General features: G+C 41.1%; 15 protein-coding genes. 14 read left to right on the forward strand and 1 reads right to left on the reverse strand.

The window, feature by feature from the left end:
* Positions 1-17 precede the first annotated feature (17 nt).
* The 11 genes from pgsA (at position 18) to FOL01_RS03765 (ending at position 12,541) form a co-directional block, all read left to right on the forward strand.
* Complete coding sequence (gene pgsA / locus FOL01_RS03715; RefSeq protein ID WP_075269398.1) at positions 18-602, forward strand: CDP-diacylglycerol--glycerol-3-phosphate 3-phosphatidyltransferase; 585 nt, start codon at positions 18-20, stop codon at positions 600-602.
* Positions 603-916: 314 nt separating this feature from the next.
* Entirely contained in the window at positions 917-1,399 is a 483-nt protein-coding gene (locus tag FOL01_RS03720; RefSeq protein ID WP_075269399.1) for a nicotinamide-nucleotide amidohydrolase family protein, read from the forward strand.
* Positions 1,400-1,477: 78 nt separating this feature from the next.
* Positions 1,478-2,623, forward strand: a complete 1,146-nt coding sequence (gene recA / locus FOL01_RS03725) for a recombinase RecA (protein WP_075269400.1) — start codon at positions 1,478-1,480, stop codon at positions 2,621-2,623.
* 125 nt (positions 2,624-2,748) lie between these two features.
* Positions 2,749-5,031 carry an RNA polymerase recycling motor HelD gene (gene helD / locus FOL01_RS03730; protein WP_075269401.1) on the forward strand — a complete coding sequence of 761 codons (2,283 nt, stop codon included), beginning with the start codon at positions 2,749-2,751 and terminating at the stop codon, positions 5,029-5,031.
* Between the two features lie 6 nt (positions 5,032-5,037).
* Positions 5,038-5,982, forward strand: a complete 945-nt coding sequence (coaA, locus tag FOL01_RS03735; RefSeq protein ID WP_075269402.1) for a type I pantothenate kinase — start codon at positions 5,038-5,040, stop codon at positions 5,980-5,982.
* Positions 5,983-6,349: 367 nt separating this feature from the next.
* Positions 6,350-7,132 carry a LysM peptidoglycan-binding domain-containing protein gene (locus tag FOL01_RS03740; RefSeq protein ID WP_075269403.1) on the forward strand — a complete coding sequence of 261 codons (783 nt, stop codon included), beginning with the start codon at positions 6,350-6,352 and terminating at the stop codon, positions 7,130-7,132.
* Positions 7,133-7,448: 316 nt separating this feature from the next.
* The gene (locus FOL01_RS03745) at positions 7,449-8,993 is read left to right on the forward strand and encodes an MDR family MFS transporter (protein ID WP_075269404.1); all 1,545 of its coding nucleotides are present in this window, start codon (positions 7,449-7,451) and stop codon (positions 8,991-8,993) included.
* A gap of 5 nt (positions 8,994-8,998) precedes the next feature.
* Positions 8,999-9,751: a DUF4811 domain-containing protein gene (locus FOL01_RS03750; RefSeq protein WP_075269405.1), complete on the forward strand. Its 753-nt coding sequence runs from the start codon at positions 8,999-9,001 to the stop codon at positions 9,749-9,751.
* Positions 9,752-10,049: 298 nt separating this feature from the next.
* Positions 10,050-10,250 (forward strand): cold-shock protein, encoded by a 201-nt coding sequence (locus FOL01_RS03755; protein ID WP_075269406.1) that lies wholly within the window; start codon positions 10,050-10,052, stop codon positions 10,248-10,250.
* 94 nt (positions 10,251-10,344) lie between these two features.
* The gene (locus FOL01_RS03760) at positions 10,345-11,238 is read left to right on the forward strand and encodes an RluA family pseudouridine synthase (RefSeq protein ID WP_075269407.1); all 894 of its coding nucleotides are present in this window, start codon (positions 10,345-10,347) and stop codon (positions 11,236-11,238) included.
* 145 nt (positions 11,239-11,383) lie between these two features.
* A complete protein-coding gene (locus FOL01_RS03765) occupies positions 11,384-12,541 on the forward strand; it encodes a CAP domain-containing protein (RefSeq protein ID WP_075269408.1) in 1,158 nt (385 codons plus the stop codon).
* Between the two features lie 297 nt (positions 12,542-12,838).
* Here the strand turns inward: FOL01_RS03765 and FOL01_RS03770 are convergent, their stop codons facing one another.
* Positions 12,839-14,077: an aminopeptidase gene (locus FOL01_RS03770; protein ID WP_075269409.1), complete on the reverse strand. Its 1,239-nt coding sequence runs from the start codon at positions 14,075-14,077 to the stop codon at positions 12,839-12,841.
* 399 nt (positions 14,078-14,476) lie between these two features.
* On the opposite strand from FOL01_RS03770, the gene FOL01_RS03775 reads away from it, so the two are divergent.
* The 3 genes from FOL01_RS03775 to msrB are packed head-to-tail and all read left to right on the forward strand — an operon-like array spanning position 14,477 to position 16,160.
* Positions 14,477-15,139 (forward strand): hypothetical protein, encoded by a 663-nt coding sequence (locus tag FOL01_RS03775; RefSeq protein WP_075269410.1) that lies wholly within the window; start codon positions 14,477-14,479, stop codon positions 15,137-15,139.
* Between the two features lie 45 nt (positions 15,140-15,184).
* A complete protein-coding gene (gene msrA / locus FOL01_RS03780) occupies positions 15,185-15,730 on the forward strand; it encodes a peptide-methionine (S)-S-oxide reductase MsrA (protein ID WP_075269411.1) in 546 nt (181 codons plus the stop codon).
* Complete coding sequence (gene msrB / locus FOL01_RS03785) at positions 15,717-16,160, forward strand: peptide-methionine (R)-S-oxide reductase MsrB (protein ID WP_075269412.1); 444 nt, start codon at positions 15,717-15,719, stop codon at positions 16,158-16,160. The genes msrA and msrB overlap by 14 nt, the downstream gene beginning before the upstream one ends.
* Positions 16,161-16,189: the final 29 nt, after the last annotated feature.

Raw genomic sequence — 16,189 nt, forward strand, 5'->3', positions numbered from 1 at the left:
GTAGGAGCAGATAAAAAATGAATTTACCAAATCAACTGACTGTATTTCGAATGATTTTGATTCCAGTGTTTATGTTAGTATTGTCAATTTCACCTGATTGGGGTGTTTTGACGTTTGGCGGTACAACATTACCTGTCGCACATTTAGTCGCTGCAATTATATTTATTGGCGCATCATTAACTGATCTTGCTGATGGTAAAATTGCTCGTAAGCGTCACTTGATCACAAACTTTGGTAAGTTTGCGGATCCACTAGCTGATAAGTTACTCGTTATGACAGCCTTGATTTATTTTGTTCAATTTGATTGGGTACCAGCTTGGATGGTTGCCATTATTGTTATCCGTGAGTTAGCAATTACTGGTTTGCGTACGTTGATTGTTGAAAATAATGGTAAGGTTTTGGCAGCAGCTATGCCGGGAAAGATTAAGACCGCCTCACAAATGGTCTCAATTTCTTTCTTCCTACTACACGATGTTTTCTTCGAAATGATCAATGTACCATTCGCCATGATTATGATGTGGATTGCCTTAATCGCAACGGTTTACTCAGGAATTGATTACTTCTATAAGAACCGTGGCGTATTCGCCGATGGGTTTAAGTAGAGAGCGAGACAAAAGACGGTTTGAAGCCGGTTGTAACAATGATTGCGTTATTTTGGCTCGTAGCAAAGCGAAGAGACAGAATTACGTAATCGTTGTTACATTAAGGCTTCAGTCTTTTGGAACGCGTTTGAGAGAGTGTGACAAAAAGACCTCTTTGAATCTCATAATAAATGAAATTTAAGTATAAAAGCCGGGACGAAATGTCCTGGCTTTTATATTCCATAATGGTCGTCGAATATCAATTTTTGATTTATACTAATAAAAGACATTTATAGAACATGTTGCCTCTTTATTAATGGGGAAGGAGGTTGGCAATGCAACAAGAACAAGTTGGGAAAAGTTTAATTACTCGTCACCAAACGATTACATCAGCTGAATCTTTAACGGCTGGGTTGTTTGTGGCAACGTTAGCTGAAGTGAGTGGTATCTCTGCAGCACTACCAGGGGCTTTTGTGACTTATGCGGCCGCTGCTAAAACGAAATTAGTAGGGGTGCCCGCAGAATTGATTACGCAGTATGGTGTTGTATCTGACCAAGTGGCGCAAGCAATGGCCAGGGGTGCGCAAGCAAAGTTAGCAACTGATTGGGCGATTAGTTTTACTGGTGTAGCTGGTCCGGATGCGTTAGAAGGACATCCAGCTGGGACAGTCTATATTGGTGTGGCAACGCCGTCTGGACAAACAATGGCGCAGAAATATCAGTTTAGTGGTGATCGTCAGGCAGTCCGTGAGGCGAGTGTCGCAGCTGGCTTTGACTGGTTGGTAGATTTATTAGCCAAAGAATCGTCAATTAATTAGATGTATTGAAAAAAAGTGTTAATTAGGTTACACTAGAACTGCGTTAAGTTAAAGTTAATGAGCGGAGGCCCAAAAGATATGGCTACAGGAAAGAATATTAATCCAAATAAAAAATTAGAAGGTAAGATCACTGATCCTAAAGAACGTCAAAATGCATTGAATGACGCTTTGAAAAAGATTGAAAAGTCTTTCGGTAAGGGATCGGTTATGAAGCTTGGAGACAGTCGCTTTACCAAAGTTGAATCAACACCAACTGGTTCATTGAAGCTTGATGTGGCTTTGGGTATTGGTGGTTATCCAAAGGGTCGTGTTGTTGAAATATATGGACCTGAATCATCTGGTAAGACGACCTTGGCTTTGCATGCGGTTGCGGAAGCACAAAAAAAAGGTGGTATCGTTGCCTATATTGATGCTGAAAATGCGATGGATGTGGAATATGCCAAAGCATTAGGTGTTGATGTTGATGAACTACTATTATCTCAACCAGATACTGGTGAGCAAGGATTGGCCATTGCGGACGCCTTGGTAGCATCAGGTGCGATTGATATGGTCGTTGTCGACTCTGTTGCCGCTTTGACACCTAAGGCAGAAATTGATGGTGAAATCGGTGATTCGTCAGTTGGTTTGCAAGCACGTATGATGTCACAAGCGCTACGTAAGATGTCAGGTGCTATCTTAAAGACAGGAACGACGGCTATCTTTATCAATCAATTACGTGAAAAGATTGGTGTGATGTTTGGTAATCCTGAGACAACTCCTGGTGGACGTGCATTGAAGTTCTATTCATCAGTACGTCTGGATGTTCGTCGTAAGGGTGGTATTGATGCAACTAAGGCAGATGGTGATAATATCAAATCTGTTGGTAATTTGACACGTATTAAGGTCGTTAAGAATAAGGTTGCCGCACCATTCCGTGAAGTTGAAGTTGAAATTCTCTTTGGAAAGGGAATTTCAAAGACTGGTGAAATGATCGACTTGGCAGCTGATAAAGAAATCATCATTAAAGCTGGTTCATGGTTCTCTTATAAGGGTGAAAAGATTGGCCAAGGAAAGGTCAATGTTATTCGCTGGTTAGAGGAACCAGAACATAAAGAAATTTACGATGAAATTTATGATCAAGTTCGTCTGGCTTATATTGGTAGCCATGATGGATCAGCTGATGCACCTGAAGCTGCACAAGAAGCAGATGGTGATGAAGTGCCATTGGATATTGAAGAAAAATAATCTATAATTAATAGGAAAAAACTGGGACATCATGTTTGTCCCAGTTTTTGTCTGTAAAAATAACTAGCGAAACAGGCCAAAGTGGTGTAACATAGAAACACTAATTTTTATCGGGGGAGCATAACATGACGCCGTATGACTCAGAGCAAAAACGCTTAGATTCTGTACTAGAAAAAATTCAGGATGCTAAGGCAAATAATAAAATGCAACAAACGAACGCCAAGGAAAAGAAGGCGGATGTTGATTCTGGCTGGAAAGATGTTCGTTTTAAGACATCAACGTATGGTAGCTTGTTTGAGACAGCGATGTCGGTCCGTCAACAACAACAAATGTTACAAGAACGTGAGTTGGCGATGGATTCAGCCGAACATCAGGCAGTCGTATTGGATCGTTTGACTGAACGCCCTTATTTTGCACGCATTGATGTGCAAGAAAAGGGAGCAGAAAAGGTTGATCAAATCTATATTGGTTTAGCATCATTTTCAGATGGACCAGATAATTTCTTGATTTATGATTGGCGTGCACCAATTTCTTCTATCTATTATGATGGTGGTTTAGGTCAAGTCTCTTATGACACACCTGATGGTAAACAAGATGCTGAAGTCTCTTTGAAACGTCAATTTCAAATTGAGGATGGCACAATTGTCACAATTTTTGATACTGACGAAGCAGTTGGTGACCAGATGCTGCTTAATGCGGTTTCAGGTGAATCAACGACTAAGATGAAGTCAATCGTTACGACGATTCAAAAAGAACAAAATAAAATCATCCGTAATACGGCAGCGGACTTGCTGTTTGTGCAGGGAGCCGCTGGTTCTGGTAAAACATCGGCTGTACTACAACGAGTGGCTTATCTGCTTTATCGTTATCGTGGTCATTTAACTTCAGGACAAGTCGTACTATTCTCGCCAAATCAATTGTTTAATGATTATATCGATCAAGTGCTACCAGAATTAGGTGAGCAAAACATGGTGCAAATGACCTTTTATCAGTATGCATCACGTCGTTTGCCTAGGTTACAGTTAGAAACATTGCAAGAACGTTTTGAATCGAAACCAACAGGCATGGCCAAGCAAATTATTGACTTAAAGGGGACAAGTGCCTACTTTAAAGCCATGCAAGCGTACGCGCAATCATTAAACCAAGCCAATTTGAAACTACGGCCGATTAAATTCCGTGGTCAAGAAATAATCAGCAAGGATAAAATTGCGGAAATCTACTATTCATTTAATGATAACTATAACCTTGGTAATCGTCTGCATGCGACGAAAGAACAATTGATGAAGATTTTGCAAGGTAAATCAGGTAATGAAGTCCATGCTGATTGGGTAGAAAATGAAGTGCAAAATTTGAGTAAGGAACAATATGATACGATGCTCCGTGACAATCCACGTGAATTTGATTCAGACGAAGCGGAGTATAAGTATATTGCGAAGCAGTTGGTAATGAAAGCATTCACGCCGGTTATCCGCGGTGTTAATCGTAATCATTTCATCAATATTAATGAGCAATTTGTGCACTTCTTAAAATCAGTACCTCAGCTTATCAATTTGGCTGACTATGATATGAGTCAGGCAGAATGGCAAACTGGTGTCAAGCACACCGTTGAACAAATGCGCCAAGGTATTTTGCCAATGGCAGATATGACGCCTTATATGATGTTATTCGATCTCATTAAGGGGAGCCGTGGCGAACGTGATATTCGTTTTGTCTTCATTGACGAAATTCAGGACTATACATCTTTCCAGTTGGCGTTCTTAAAGTTTAGTTTTCCAAAGGCTCGCTTTACAATGTTAGGTGACTTGAACCAGGCCATCTTTACCAAGGAAAACGCCGTTAGTTTGCAGGATGAATTGTCACAGTTATTTGATCCTGATAAGTCAGAGTACATTGAGTTAACCCAAACATATCGTTCAACCCAACAAATTACGGACTTTTCAAAAGATATTTTGATTAATGGCGCGCAAATTGATGCTTTTGAACGCGCCGGTGATTTACCAGCGGTTTCAATCGTGCCAACTACTGAAGCAATGGTGACAGAAATTGTGCAACAATTAGCTGATAATCAAGCTGCAGAAGAGACGACGGCGATTATTACGAAGACTTTGGCGGAAGCTGAAATAGCGTACGCAGCTTTACGTGACCAAGCGGATGTGACGATTATTCGCACAGAAAATCAACGCTTAGTACCAGGAACAATTATTGTGCCTGCGTACTTGGCCAAGGGACTAGAATTTGATGCCGTTATTATGTGGAATGCGTCGCCAAAGGTGTATCATGGAGATGATGAACGACAACTTGTTTATACCATTGCATCTCGTGCAATGCATCAGTTAACGATATTTGCCGTTCAAGAATTGACGCCACTATTAGCGAATGTGGCTGATAACTTATACGAGATGAGGTAGTCTACTATGGCGACAGCACCGTTAAATTTTGCTGTTTTTAATAGAGAGAATTGGCAAAAATTAGCTAATCAGTATGTGGTGCCAGAAAAAATTGATATGACACCACAGACATTGCAGAACATTAAGGCATATAATGACCGCATTGTGATGGCCGATGTATTTAATATTTACGGACCGTTAGTGACCTATATTAAATTACGTTATGACCAGTATCGGCATGATATAGCAGAACGCGCTGATTTTCTTGGTCAGTCAGCATCACGGGGACCATTTATTATCGGTATTGCTGGTTCAGTGGCGGTTGGTAAATCGACAACAGCACGTTTGTTACAATATATGTTGCAGTCAGCTTTCCCCGAGAAGGAAATTGCTTTAACGACAACTGACGGATTTTTATATTCTAATGAAAAATTACGAGCTACTGGTATTTTTGACCGTAAGGGTTTTCCTGAGTCTTATGATATGGCAGAGTTATTAGCTTTTATGAATGCATTGAAAGAAGGCAAACGGACTGTCCATTCGCCTAAGTATTCTCATGATATGTCCGATGTGTTGGTAGGTGAGTATGATGAGTTTGATAATCCAGATATTTTCATTATTGAAGGTATCAACACGTTACAAAGCGGGGCGAACACACCTGTATACGTTTCTGATTTCTTTGACTTTTCGATCTATGTTGATGCACAAACAGATTTGATCGAGCAATGGTATATTGAACGCTTTAAGGCGTTGCTGTCAGCTGCAAAGGATAATCCGTCTGATAATGAATTCTTTGCTAAGTATACAAAGATGCCAACGGAACAAGCGGTAGCATCTGCTTTAGATGTTTGGCGCCAAGTGAATTTGCCTAACTTAAACGAATATATTTTACCAACTCGTGAGCGTGCCGATTTAGTATTGCATAAACAAGCTAATCACGAGATAGATACGATATGGTTACGCAAATTCTAAAAACATTACTTTTCAAAATGACGATAATGTAACAAAAATCCAGAAAGACGCCGAACATTCGTGTTCAGCGTCTTTATTTTTTATTTTTAAGGAAATTTTAGAGATTATTTTTCGAGTTAACTATCTTAATGTTTTCTTTATAAATGCCTATTTTATAGAGGAAACTTTCTAATGTTACAAAAATATTTCGTGTATGAGCGGCTTTGAATTAACCATTTAAATTCATGTAATGTTTATGTAACTTGTTATAAGCTGAAATTGTTAAACTATTACTTGTCGTTGGGTAATGCCCAATTCATCAACCTGCGTAGTCACAGGTATTAAATATAGTAATCAAAATTATCCATTAGGAGTATTATTAATTTTTATGAGTAGTAAAGTGAAACAAACAGCCTTAGCAGTTGCCGGAGTTGCGTCAGTCTTTGTTGCTGGTTCATCTATTGTTAATGCCGCATCAACTTATACAGTTAAAGAGGGCGATACTTTATCAGAAGTTGCCAACAAGTTCAATATGACAGTTGATGACTTGGTAAAGTCAAACGACTTGAAAGATGCGAACATGATCTTTGTTGATCAAAAGATTGAAGTACCAGATTCAGAAGACCTTGCTGAAACTGATATTGATGCATCAACTGATTCTGCAGCTAATGATGCCGCATCATTGGCAATGTCTCAAGCTGCTTCATCAGCTGCTGCAAGTTCAGCTGCCGCAGCATCATCAGCCGCCGCTGCTAGCTCAGCTGCTGCATCACAAGCTGCTGCTGACAAAGCTGCCGCAAGTGAAGCTGCTCAAGCAGATACGACTGCAGCTGCAGAGCCAGCTCAACAAGCTGCACCAGCAACTTCAAATGAGTCATCTGCTTCAGAAAGCACATCATCATCAAACAATGAAGCTGGTGGATCAGTTAAGGCACAATTCTTGGCTAACGGTGGAACTGAAGCTTTGTGGAGTTCAGTTGTTATGCCAGAATCAGGTGGAAATCCTAATGCCGTTTCACCAAATGGTTACCAAGGTCTTGGTCAAACCAAAGAAGGTTGGGGAACTGGTAGTGTTGCCAGCCAAACTTCAGGAATGGTTGATTATGCCACTTCACGTTACGGTTCAGTTGAAAACGCAACGGCCTTCCGTCAAGCTAACGGTTGGTGGTAAAAAACACTTAATGAATAATAATCAGAAGATTGAGCAATTAAATTGTCTCGGTCTTCTTTTTTTATGAAAAAATTTTTGGAAGTTGTGAACACATCACAAACGACTGTTCAATAAATGATATTACCCTGTAAGGGATTTCATTGCTTATGGCATAGCGGTATTGAGAGATAAATTGATGACCACGATTGGTTATTACAGTTGTTACTTGTGAACGTGGCTACAATGTTTGTTAAATTACTTAACAAAAAACCTTGATTAAATAGAAAACGAGTTTTACAATTGTACATTGTGATTAAAAACAAATGGAGGAAAACAAATGGCACATGATAAAAGTGTGACTTTGGATATGGACGGTAAGCCATTTAACCGTACAGCCATGGTCGCCGTATTATTGATCGGTACTTTTGCTGGTGTGTTGATGCAAACATCATTGGGAACGGCTATTCCAACCCTAATGAACGATTTTGATATTTCGTTTGCAACGGCACAACAAGCAACAACTTGGTTCTTACTAGCAAACGGGGTGATGATGCCCGTTTCAGCTTTCTTATCAACACGTATTAAATCAAGAACATTATATATTATTGCTTATGCACTTTTAACTGCAGGAATGGCTTTGACGGCCTTTACACCTGCTGATTCAAATATGTGGTGGATGTTCTTAGCTGGCCGTATCGTAACTGCCATTGCCGTTGGGGTGACGATGCCTTTGATGCAAGTGGTAATGCTTAACATCTATCCAGTTGAAGAACGTGGTGCTGCCATGGGAATTAACGGTATCGTGATTGGGCTAGCGCCTGCTATCGGACCTAGTTTGTCTGGTTGGATCCTTGAGAAGGACCACACATTACTTGGTTTGACAATTTCTTCTTCATGGCGAACAATCTTTATTTTGCCATTGATCGTTATTGCCATTGCATTTATTTTGTCATTCTTCTATGTTAAGAACGTTTTGCCTACGAAGAAGATTAAGTTGGATGTTGTTTCATTCGTCTTGTCAATTCTTGGTTTCGGTATCTTCCTACTAGGATTTACAAATGTGGCTACAGCAGGTTGGGGTGATTTCTCATCAGTTATCTTACCAATCATCGCTGGTTTGCTACTAATCATTTTGTTCATCTGGCGCCAAGTTAAAATGGATGTACCATTTATGGACGTCCGTGTCTTTAAGAATAAGCAATTCTCATTGACGACCTTAGGCGTTATGTTGGCTATGATGGCCATGATGGGTGTTCAAATGATGTTGCCAACTTACTTGCAAAACGTGCATGGTATGTCAACGTTGAATTCTGGACTAGTTTTGTTGCCAGGTGCATTGATGATGGGATTGTTGGCACCATTGACTGGACGCATGTATGACCAAATTGGTGCAAAGCGTTTAGCAATTGTCGGCTTTATCATCTTGGCTTTGGGAACTTTGCCATTTATGTTCATTACGACAACGACTTCAGGTGCTTTCATTACAGCCCTATATGCTTTGCGTATGTTTGGTGTTGCGATGGTTATGATGCCATTGACGACGATGTCAATGTCAGTTTTGCCAGCTAATGAAGCACCACATGCAACGGCTTCAAACAACACGGCCCGTCAAGTGGCTTCGTCAGTTGTTGTTGCCTTGTTGACATCAGTGACACAAAATATTATCAATAACAATGAGCCAGGTAAGGCTTTGCAGACAGCTAACCCATTACAATATGGATCAGATATGCTTGATGCCTCAATGAAGGGATTCCGTGTATCATTTGCCATCGGTTTCGGCTTCGCAATTCTTGGTATTATTGTGGCACTATTTGTCCGCGGTGGTCGTGTTGTACCTGAGGGTATGACAAAACATGTCTCATCAGATGAAAAGGAGGATTAGGCAACATGATTATTATTGTTTTAGCAGTATTTGCAGTATTAACATATATCTCATGGTTCTACATTAAAAGTGCGCCAACACGCCTTGTTATGGGTCTAATCTCTTTTGCTTTATTAGGAGCAACCGTGTTGTTGCTGACCGCTAATATCAAGTCACATTATGGTATGAAGAATGTGACGACAACTACCGAAAAGACAATTTATTCAGCTGGTGGTTCAGAATCACCCGCTGGTATGTTGATTACACAAGAACTTGGTACGAAGTCAGGCAACTATGTCATGATCTATGCGGATCGTGAAGATGGTAAAGCTAAACCACATTTTGTACCAAACAAGAAGAACATGGCCGAGGCTATTAACAAGGAGGCAACTTATAAGACTGCTGATGTTGATAAGGCTACGGTTAAGACGGTGACAACTCGTCGTGAGTGGAAAAATGACTTCTTCAAGTGGTTGTTAGACTTTGGAGGTGAAGGTCACTCACTAGTTAAGCAAACAAGCACTGTGACTGTTCCTAAGAATACTTGGGTTGTTTTGAGTGCCAAGCAAGCAAAACAAGTGACAGCAAAGCAAAAGGCAGCTGGCCAAGATAAGACCGCTGTTGCTGCGCAACAAAAGCAAATGCGTGATGCCATTCAAGCTAAGGTTGCTGCATATATGAAGGATAATCCAAAGGCAAGTGCCAATGACGTTGCCAATTATTCTCATGAAGCAACTGCGGAAATGACAGCAGAAGCCATGAAGCAAATGCTTAAATAGTAATTAAAAACATTTATTAACAGGAGAGATGATTGGCCGTTTGATTTCGAACAGTCGACGTCTTAACTGCTTAGTAAATGTTTTTTTATTATCAATGTAATCGCCTGCTATAATTGGTATCATCGCTAATCATGCGATAATAATTTCGCAATCAGTTAAAATGTTTGTATCATTAAGTAGGAACACGTGTTATACTTAAAACATAGTTTGAAAGATTTTGTTTTATGTTTCTCAGAAATAAAGGCATCTTCGTTTTGGATTATTAATTTTTATGGCAGGATGCCAGGAGGTTTCAGACATGGAACAAGGAACAGTAAAGTGGTTTAACGCAGACAAGGGTTACGGATTTATCTCACGCGAATCAGGCGACGATGTATTCGTACACTTCTCAGCAATCCAATCTGATGGCTTCAAGTCATTAGAAGAAGGTCAAGCTGTATCATTTGAAGTACAACAAGGTGACCGTGGTTTGCAAGCTGCTAACGTTACAAAGTTGTAATCGTTAATCAGTTTAAAAATAAAAGAGCCTGGGGATTCTCCTAGGCTCTTTTATTGTGGCAATAGTGATGCATTATTTCTATGGAGAGTGTGCAATGGTAGGGTGGACAAAGCAAATCGAGCTGCCAGCGGATCAGCCGGCAGTCTCAATTAAAGAGCAACTGACCATGTGGCATGTGCCACGACGGATACGAGGCAATTTTCGAATCGCACGTCGTATTTATTTGAATGGTGAGTATCAACCGACTTCAACTATTTTAAAACCACATGATGTGTTGTTATTGCACTGGTTACCAACTGATTTTATTACACCAGATTCACATTATGTCCCTGATGATTCACAATCCTTACAAATCTTATATGAAAACGACGAGTTATTAGTTGTTAATAAAATCAAAGGTGTTAAAACGCATCCCAATTCTCCTGGTGAAGATGGTACGATGATGAACTTTGCTCAAGCATACTTGGTTAAGCAGGGTAAACGGGCATACATGGTTCATCGTTTAGACGGTCAAACGACTGGGGCCTTGATTATTGCGAAAGTACCATATGTGGTGCCAATGTTGAATCAACTGTTACATGATAAAACCATCAAACGTACTTATTTGGCTTGGGTAGACGGCCACCTGCCACAGCCAATGGGGACGATTAACCTACCAATTGGTGAGCACCCAACTAATACTCGTTTGCGTCAAATCAATGGAATCAACGCGAAACCCGCCGTGACTCACTGGACAAAAATTAAAACGGTCTATCAACAGACGTTAGTCCGTTTGCAGTTAGAAACTGGGCGGACCCACCAAATTCGCTTACATATGGCAGCAATCGGGCATCCACTGGTGGGGGATGACTTGTATAATCAACAGTCTAATTATGCAGGTGGTTTATTGTTACATTCTGCTAGTGTGCAACTACCGATCCCGTTTTCAAATGATATCAAGTCGATTGGGGCACCGTTACCGTCTAGTTTCCCGGCAAATCTTAAGTAATTACCCGAGCTTATTAAGAAATTTCAAAATTTTCCTTTAAAATGTAATGATTTTGTTAAGAACTTCTGTTATTATTAAAAAATGTTGTATTAAACAAAAATTAAATACGCATAAACGCGTAACGAATTAAGGGGAAACTTCTTCAATGGAAATCAAGTCACACAAGAAAATGTATAAGGCAGGTAAGCAATGGGTATCAGTTGCAGTAGCAACTACTGCAGCGGGTGTCGCTTTCGTTGGTGCTAATGAGTCTGCTTCTGCAGATGTATGGCAAGCTAACACTGTTGATCAAGTTGCATCACAAGTTTCAGCAAATGGTGGTGTTAACGATTACCAAATCCAAAACGGTGATACGGTTTGGGCATTAGCCATGGCCACAAATGATTCAGTTGATCATTTTGCGACAACTAATGGGATTATTAACCCTGATTTGATTGTTGCTGGTCAATCATTTAATGGGGCAACTGCAGCAACCGCTCAGTCAGCAACTGCGCAATCAGCTGCTGCACCAACTCAAACTGCTTATACAGCAGCACCGGCAGCCAATGAAGCATCATCAGTTGCACCTGCAGATGATACAGCAGCTAGCCAAGCAGCTGCAGACTCTGCTGCTGCTGAATCAGAGGCCGCTGCTAGCCAAGCCGCAGCTTCATCACAAGCTGCTTCTGAAGCCTATGCTGCATCAGTTGCTGCCAGTGTTGCTTCATCACAAGCTGAAGCTGCCTCAATGGCTGCTGCTGAGTCAGACGCAACAGCAGCTAGTGAAGCTGCCGCCAAAGCCGCTCAATCAGAGGCAATGGCTGCAACTGCTAAGTCAAGTGCTGCTGCGCAATCAGCTGCTTCAGTCTCATCATCAGCCGCTGCTGACAGTGCTGCCAAGGCTGCTGTTTCAGCACAAGCCGCTGCTAAGCAAGCAACTGCTAACCAACAAGCGACTGAAAAGTCAACAACAGCATCTTCATCAACTGCTGGTAACGTTGACAATGCCACATTTAATGCTTTAAAGTCTAAGCGTAGTGGCATGACGACTGAATGGTCATCTGATTTAGCTGCCAAAGCACAAGCACGTGCCCAACAAATCGCTAACAACGGTGGTTCAATGCCTAATGAACACTGGAGCAATGGTAATGAAGTCATTTCAATTGGTTTTGGTGCTGGCTCATCAGTTGTTGATGCTTGGTATAACGAAACAAATATGACGACTGCATCAGGAACTGGTCACCGTGACTGGGAGATGCGTGCAAGTTCAACTCACTTTGGCTTTGCACAAGTTGGTGACGTCATTGTTGGTGTTTCTAACTAATTAATTATTGTAATTAAAAACGAGGTTTGGATGTCAAAGTCCAAACCTCGTTTTCATTATTAAGTGTTTTTTAGCATGATTCCTGTCCTGCGCTTTGCTCCGGCCAAAAATAACGCAAACTACATTACACCCCGACTTCAAATCGTTATTTGTCACACTCTGTTTAAACGTGCTCCAAAAACTGAAGCTTCAATGTAACGCAATTGACGTCATTCCTGTCCTGCGCTTTGCTCCGGCCAAAAATAACGCAAATCACGTTACACACCAGCTTCAGACCGTTTTTTATCACACTCTGTATTAAGCCCAATTACCTTGGCGGAAAACAGGGACTAGTTGGCCATCTTGGGTGACACCATCAATATCCATGTCGGCAGAACCAATCATAAAGTCAACGTGTACGATTGAATCGTTTTGGCCCTTTGCTTGACGATCAGCAACTGACAGTTGGGTACCGTTCTTAATGTTTGAAGGGTAGGCAGCACCAAGTGCTAGGTGGTCAGAGGCATTTTCATCGATTAAAGTCGTGTAGAAAACGATGTCTGAGTTAGAGATTGGCGAATCATCTGGTACTAATGAAACTTCACCCAATGATGCAGCACCTGCATCTGTTTGAATTAATTGTTGTAATACATCTTGACCAGTCGTTGCTTCAGCAGCCACGACCTTACCATCGGCAAAAGTTAATTTAATATCTGTAATTAAGACACCTGAATATGATAAAGGCTTTGTTGATTGTACTGTACCGTCAATATGGCGATAGTCAGGTGCCGTAAAGACTTCTTCAGTGGGCATATTTGGCACAAAGCGGTTACCAGCTTTGTTGAATGATTCAGCAGCTTCCCAGACATGATCTTCAGCTAAGCCAACAGTTAATGATGTTTTTTCAGAATGGTATTGAAGGGCCTTGAAATTTTGTTGGTTCAACCAGGCCGCTTTTTCGTTGAGCGTCTCGATATGTTCTTGCCAATCAGCAATGACATCATTATCTTCTGAAATGCGGTTGATCTTGAAAATTTCTTGCCATAATTTATCTTGCGCTTCATCAGCTGCTATATCTGGAAATACTTTCTGTGACCATTCCTTACCAGCAGCAGACACAACTAGCCAGGCAACGTCATTATTCATTGTGGCTTGACGAACGGCCGTATTGGCTCTTTGATAGGCTTGTTCGTAAAGTGAGACCCGGTCGCTGGGAACATCGCTAAAGCCATCAGGATCATTCGAAACAATGGAAATCCGTGAGGTTTGGTTAGCCATTAGAGATTCGGCACGGACAGAAACCCAAGCAGGGATATTTGTTAAGGTTGCTTCGCTGGCATGCGTCAAAAATTCGCGTTGTAAAATGGTATCTTTCCATTCAACAATGACTTGATTAGCACCTAATGCATAAGCAGCATGCATAATCCGGTGGACAAGGTCGGCTTGATCAATTTCGGCATAGATAATGACATCTTGGCCAGGCTTTACATTAATACCAACATGGGTAATTAAATCGGCATATTTATCTAATAACTGATCGAAATGTTTAATTGTCATGATTTTTTCTCCATTTTTTAAGATAACTATCATTTTACAGGTATATTAGGGTTTCGTCACGTTCTGCTTAAACGCGCTCCAAAAGTCTGAAGCCTTAATGTAACAACAATGGCATAATTCCGTCTCTTCGCTGCGCTACGAGCCAAAATGACGCCATCATCGTTACAACTGGCTTCAAAACGACTTTCGTCACGCTCTGATTAAACGCGTTCCAAAAAATTGAAGTCTCAATGTAATGCAGTTTACGCCATTCCTGTCCTCCGCTTTGCTTCAGTCAAAAATGACGCAAACAACATTACACACCGATTTCAAGCCATTTTTTGTCACGCTCTGTCTTAAATTGTTGGTTAGTTGCAAATCGTGATATAATGCAACAAATACTTATTGAAGGAGCATAGCATGAGTCGAAAGAAGATTATGTTATCGGTACTCGGACTCGTTGTGGTCATTGTGGCTGGTTATGGGGCCATCATATGGTTTAGTGATGATCGGACGTATACGAGAGAATTAAATAAAGCCCGTGATGCCGTCGCGGTTCAGGATTGGCAGACTGCCAAGAAACATTATCAGGCGTCACGGCAGGTACGTGTTTCTGTTGAGAACCGGACCGCCAGTGAACAATTGAATGATTTAGAGCGAGCAGATGCAGCGATTAAGAAACAAAATTGGGAATCAGCCCAAAGTTTGTATCAGCGCGCGATTGATACTGATGGTGGGGTGGACTTACTAAAAAAGGCAGCTAAAACAAATCAACGGTTTGTAACAGCTAAGAAGGATACTGGTAAATATCAATCATCAGCTTCGTCGTTACAAAAATCAGTGGATAAGAAAGATAGTGAGCTCAAAGACTTAAAGAAGCAAATGAGTGAGTCGACAGCTGCAGCCCAAGCGGCTCAAAGTTCAGCTGATAAGGCCTTGGCAGATGCGAGAGCAAATGCGGACGATGCTAATAAACAAGCCGCCTCAGCTGCATCAGCTTCGCAAAAAGCAGCAGATGATGCTAAGAAGGCGTCAGAGTCAAGCAGTAAAGATGATGACGATGATAAAGACGATAAAGATTAAAAAAGTAGGTTAACGGTGTATCCTATTAATTAGGGGGTATGATTAATGACAAAGCAAACAGCTATTTTTGCAGGTGGATGTTTTTGGTGTATGGTCGAACCGTTCGAAACCTTACCAGGAATTGAAAAAGTGCGATCAGGCTATACCGGTGGTGCGATGGTTGATCCAACGTATGACGAGGTAGCCGCTCATATTACTGGTCATACAGAAGCAGTTAAGATTTGGTTCGATGATGACATTGTGTCATATGAGTCTTTGGTTGAACTCTATTGGCAACTGGCCGATCCAACCGATGCTATGGGGCAATTTGCAGATCGTGGTGACACTTATCGACCAGTTATCTTCGTTAAGGATGATGCACAACGTCAAATCGCTGAAGCTTCTAAGCAGGCACTGGCTTCATCAGGACGTTTTGATCAGCCGATTGTAACAACTATCGAAGATGCTAAACCATTTTACGATGCTGAAGAAGAACATCAACAGTTTTATAAGAAAAATCCATTACGTGAAATGATGATGATGATGCCAAGAAAGAGGTATCAGCACAAGTATTGGTCAGATAAGGAGGATGCAAATAATGGCAAAGCCTAATGAAGCAGATTTACGTGAGCAATTAACGCCAGAACAATATGCGGTCACCCAAGAGGCGGCAACTGAAGCGCCATTCAATAATAAATATGATGCCTGGTTTGATGAAGGTATTTATGTTGATGTTGTGAGTGGTGAACCATTGTTTAGCTCTTTGGATAAATACGATGCTGGTTGTGGGTGGCCATCATTTACAAAGCCAATCGAGAAAAAATCAGTAAAACGCCATCTTGATACATCACACGGAATGTACCGGACAGAAGTTAAGTCACAAGATGCTGAATCACATTTGGGTCATGTATTCACTGACGGTCCAATCGCACAAGGAGGGTTACGCTATTGTATTAACTCAGCTGCGCTCAAGTTTGTACCGGTCGCTGAATTAGCGGCCCAAGGATATAGTGAGTATGAGTCACTATTTAATAAAGAATAGATATTCACTTAAGCGGCGGTAAGCTGTTT

This window comes from Weissella thailandensis (assembly GCF_001932615.1).
Taxonomy (GTDB): domain Bacteria; phylum Bacillota; class Bacilli; order Lactobacillales; family Lactobacillaceae; genus Weissella; species Weissella thailandensis.

Excerpts from the sequence above, each read along its gene's own strand:
- FOL01_RS03750 (WP_075269405.1), top strand. The coding sequence starts at position 8,999 with ATGATTATTATTGTTTTAGCAGTATTTGCAGTATTAACATATATCTCA.
- msrB (WP_075269412.1), top strand. The coding sequence starts at position 15,717 with ATGGCAAAGCCTAATGAAGCAGATTTACGTGAGCAATTAACGCCAGAA.
- FOL01_RS03740 (WP_075269403.1), top strand. The coding sequence starts at position 6,350 with ATGAGTAGTAAAGTGAAACAAACAGCCTTAGCAGTTGCCGGAGTTGCG.
- FOL01_RS03745 (WP_075269404.1), top strand. The coding sequence starts at position 7,449 with ATGGCACATGATAAAAGTGTGACTTTGGATATGGACGGTAAGCCATTT.
- helD (WP_075269401.1), top strand. The coding sequence starts at position 2,749 with ATGACGCCGTATGACTCAGAGCAAAAACGCTTAGATTCTGTACTAGAA.
- FOL01_RS03770 (WP_075269409.1), bottom strand. The coding sequence starts at position 14,077 with ATGACAATTAAACATTTCGATCAGTTATTAGATAAATATGCCGATTTA.
- FOL01_RS03755 (WP_075269406.1), top strand. The coding sequence starts at position 10,050 with ATGGAACAAGGAACAGTAAAGTGGTTTAACGCAGACAAGGGTTACGGA.
- FOL01_RS03765 (WP_075269408.1), top strand. The coding sequence starts at position 11,384 with ATGGAAATCAAGTCACACAAGAAAATGTATAAGGCAGGTAAGCAATGG.
- FOL01_RS03775 (WP_075269410.1), top strand. The coding sequence starts at position 14,477 with ATGAGTCGAAAGAAGATTATGTTATCGGTACTCGGACTCGTTGTGGTC.
- msrA (WP_075269411.1), top strand. The coding sequence starts at position 15,185 with ATGACAAAGCAAACAGCTATTTTTGCAGGTGGATGTTTTTGGTGTATG.
- FOL01_RS03760 (WP_075269407.1), top strand. The coding sequence starts at position 10,345 with ATGGTAGGGTGGACAAAGCAAATCGAGCTGCCAGCGGATCAGCCGGCA.
- recA (WP_075269400.1), top strand. The coding sequence starts at position 1,478 with ATGGCTACAGGAAAGAATATTAATCCAAATAAAAAATTAGAAGGTAAG.
- coaA (WP_075269402.1), top strand. The coding sequence starts at position 5,038 with ATGGCGACAGCACCGTTAAATTTTGCTGTTTTTAATAGAGAGAATTGG.
- pgsA (WP_075269398.1), top strand. The coding sequence starts at position 18 with ATGAATTTACCAAATCAACTGACTGTATTTCGAATGATTTTGATTCCA.
- FOL01_RS03720 (WP_075269399.1), top strand. The coding sequence starts at position 917 with ATGCAACAAGAACAAGTTGGGAAAAGTTTAATTACTCGTCACCAAACG.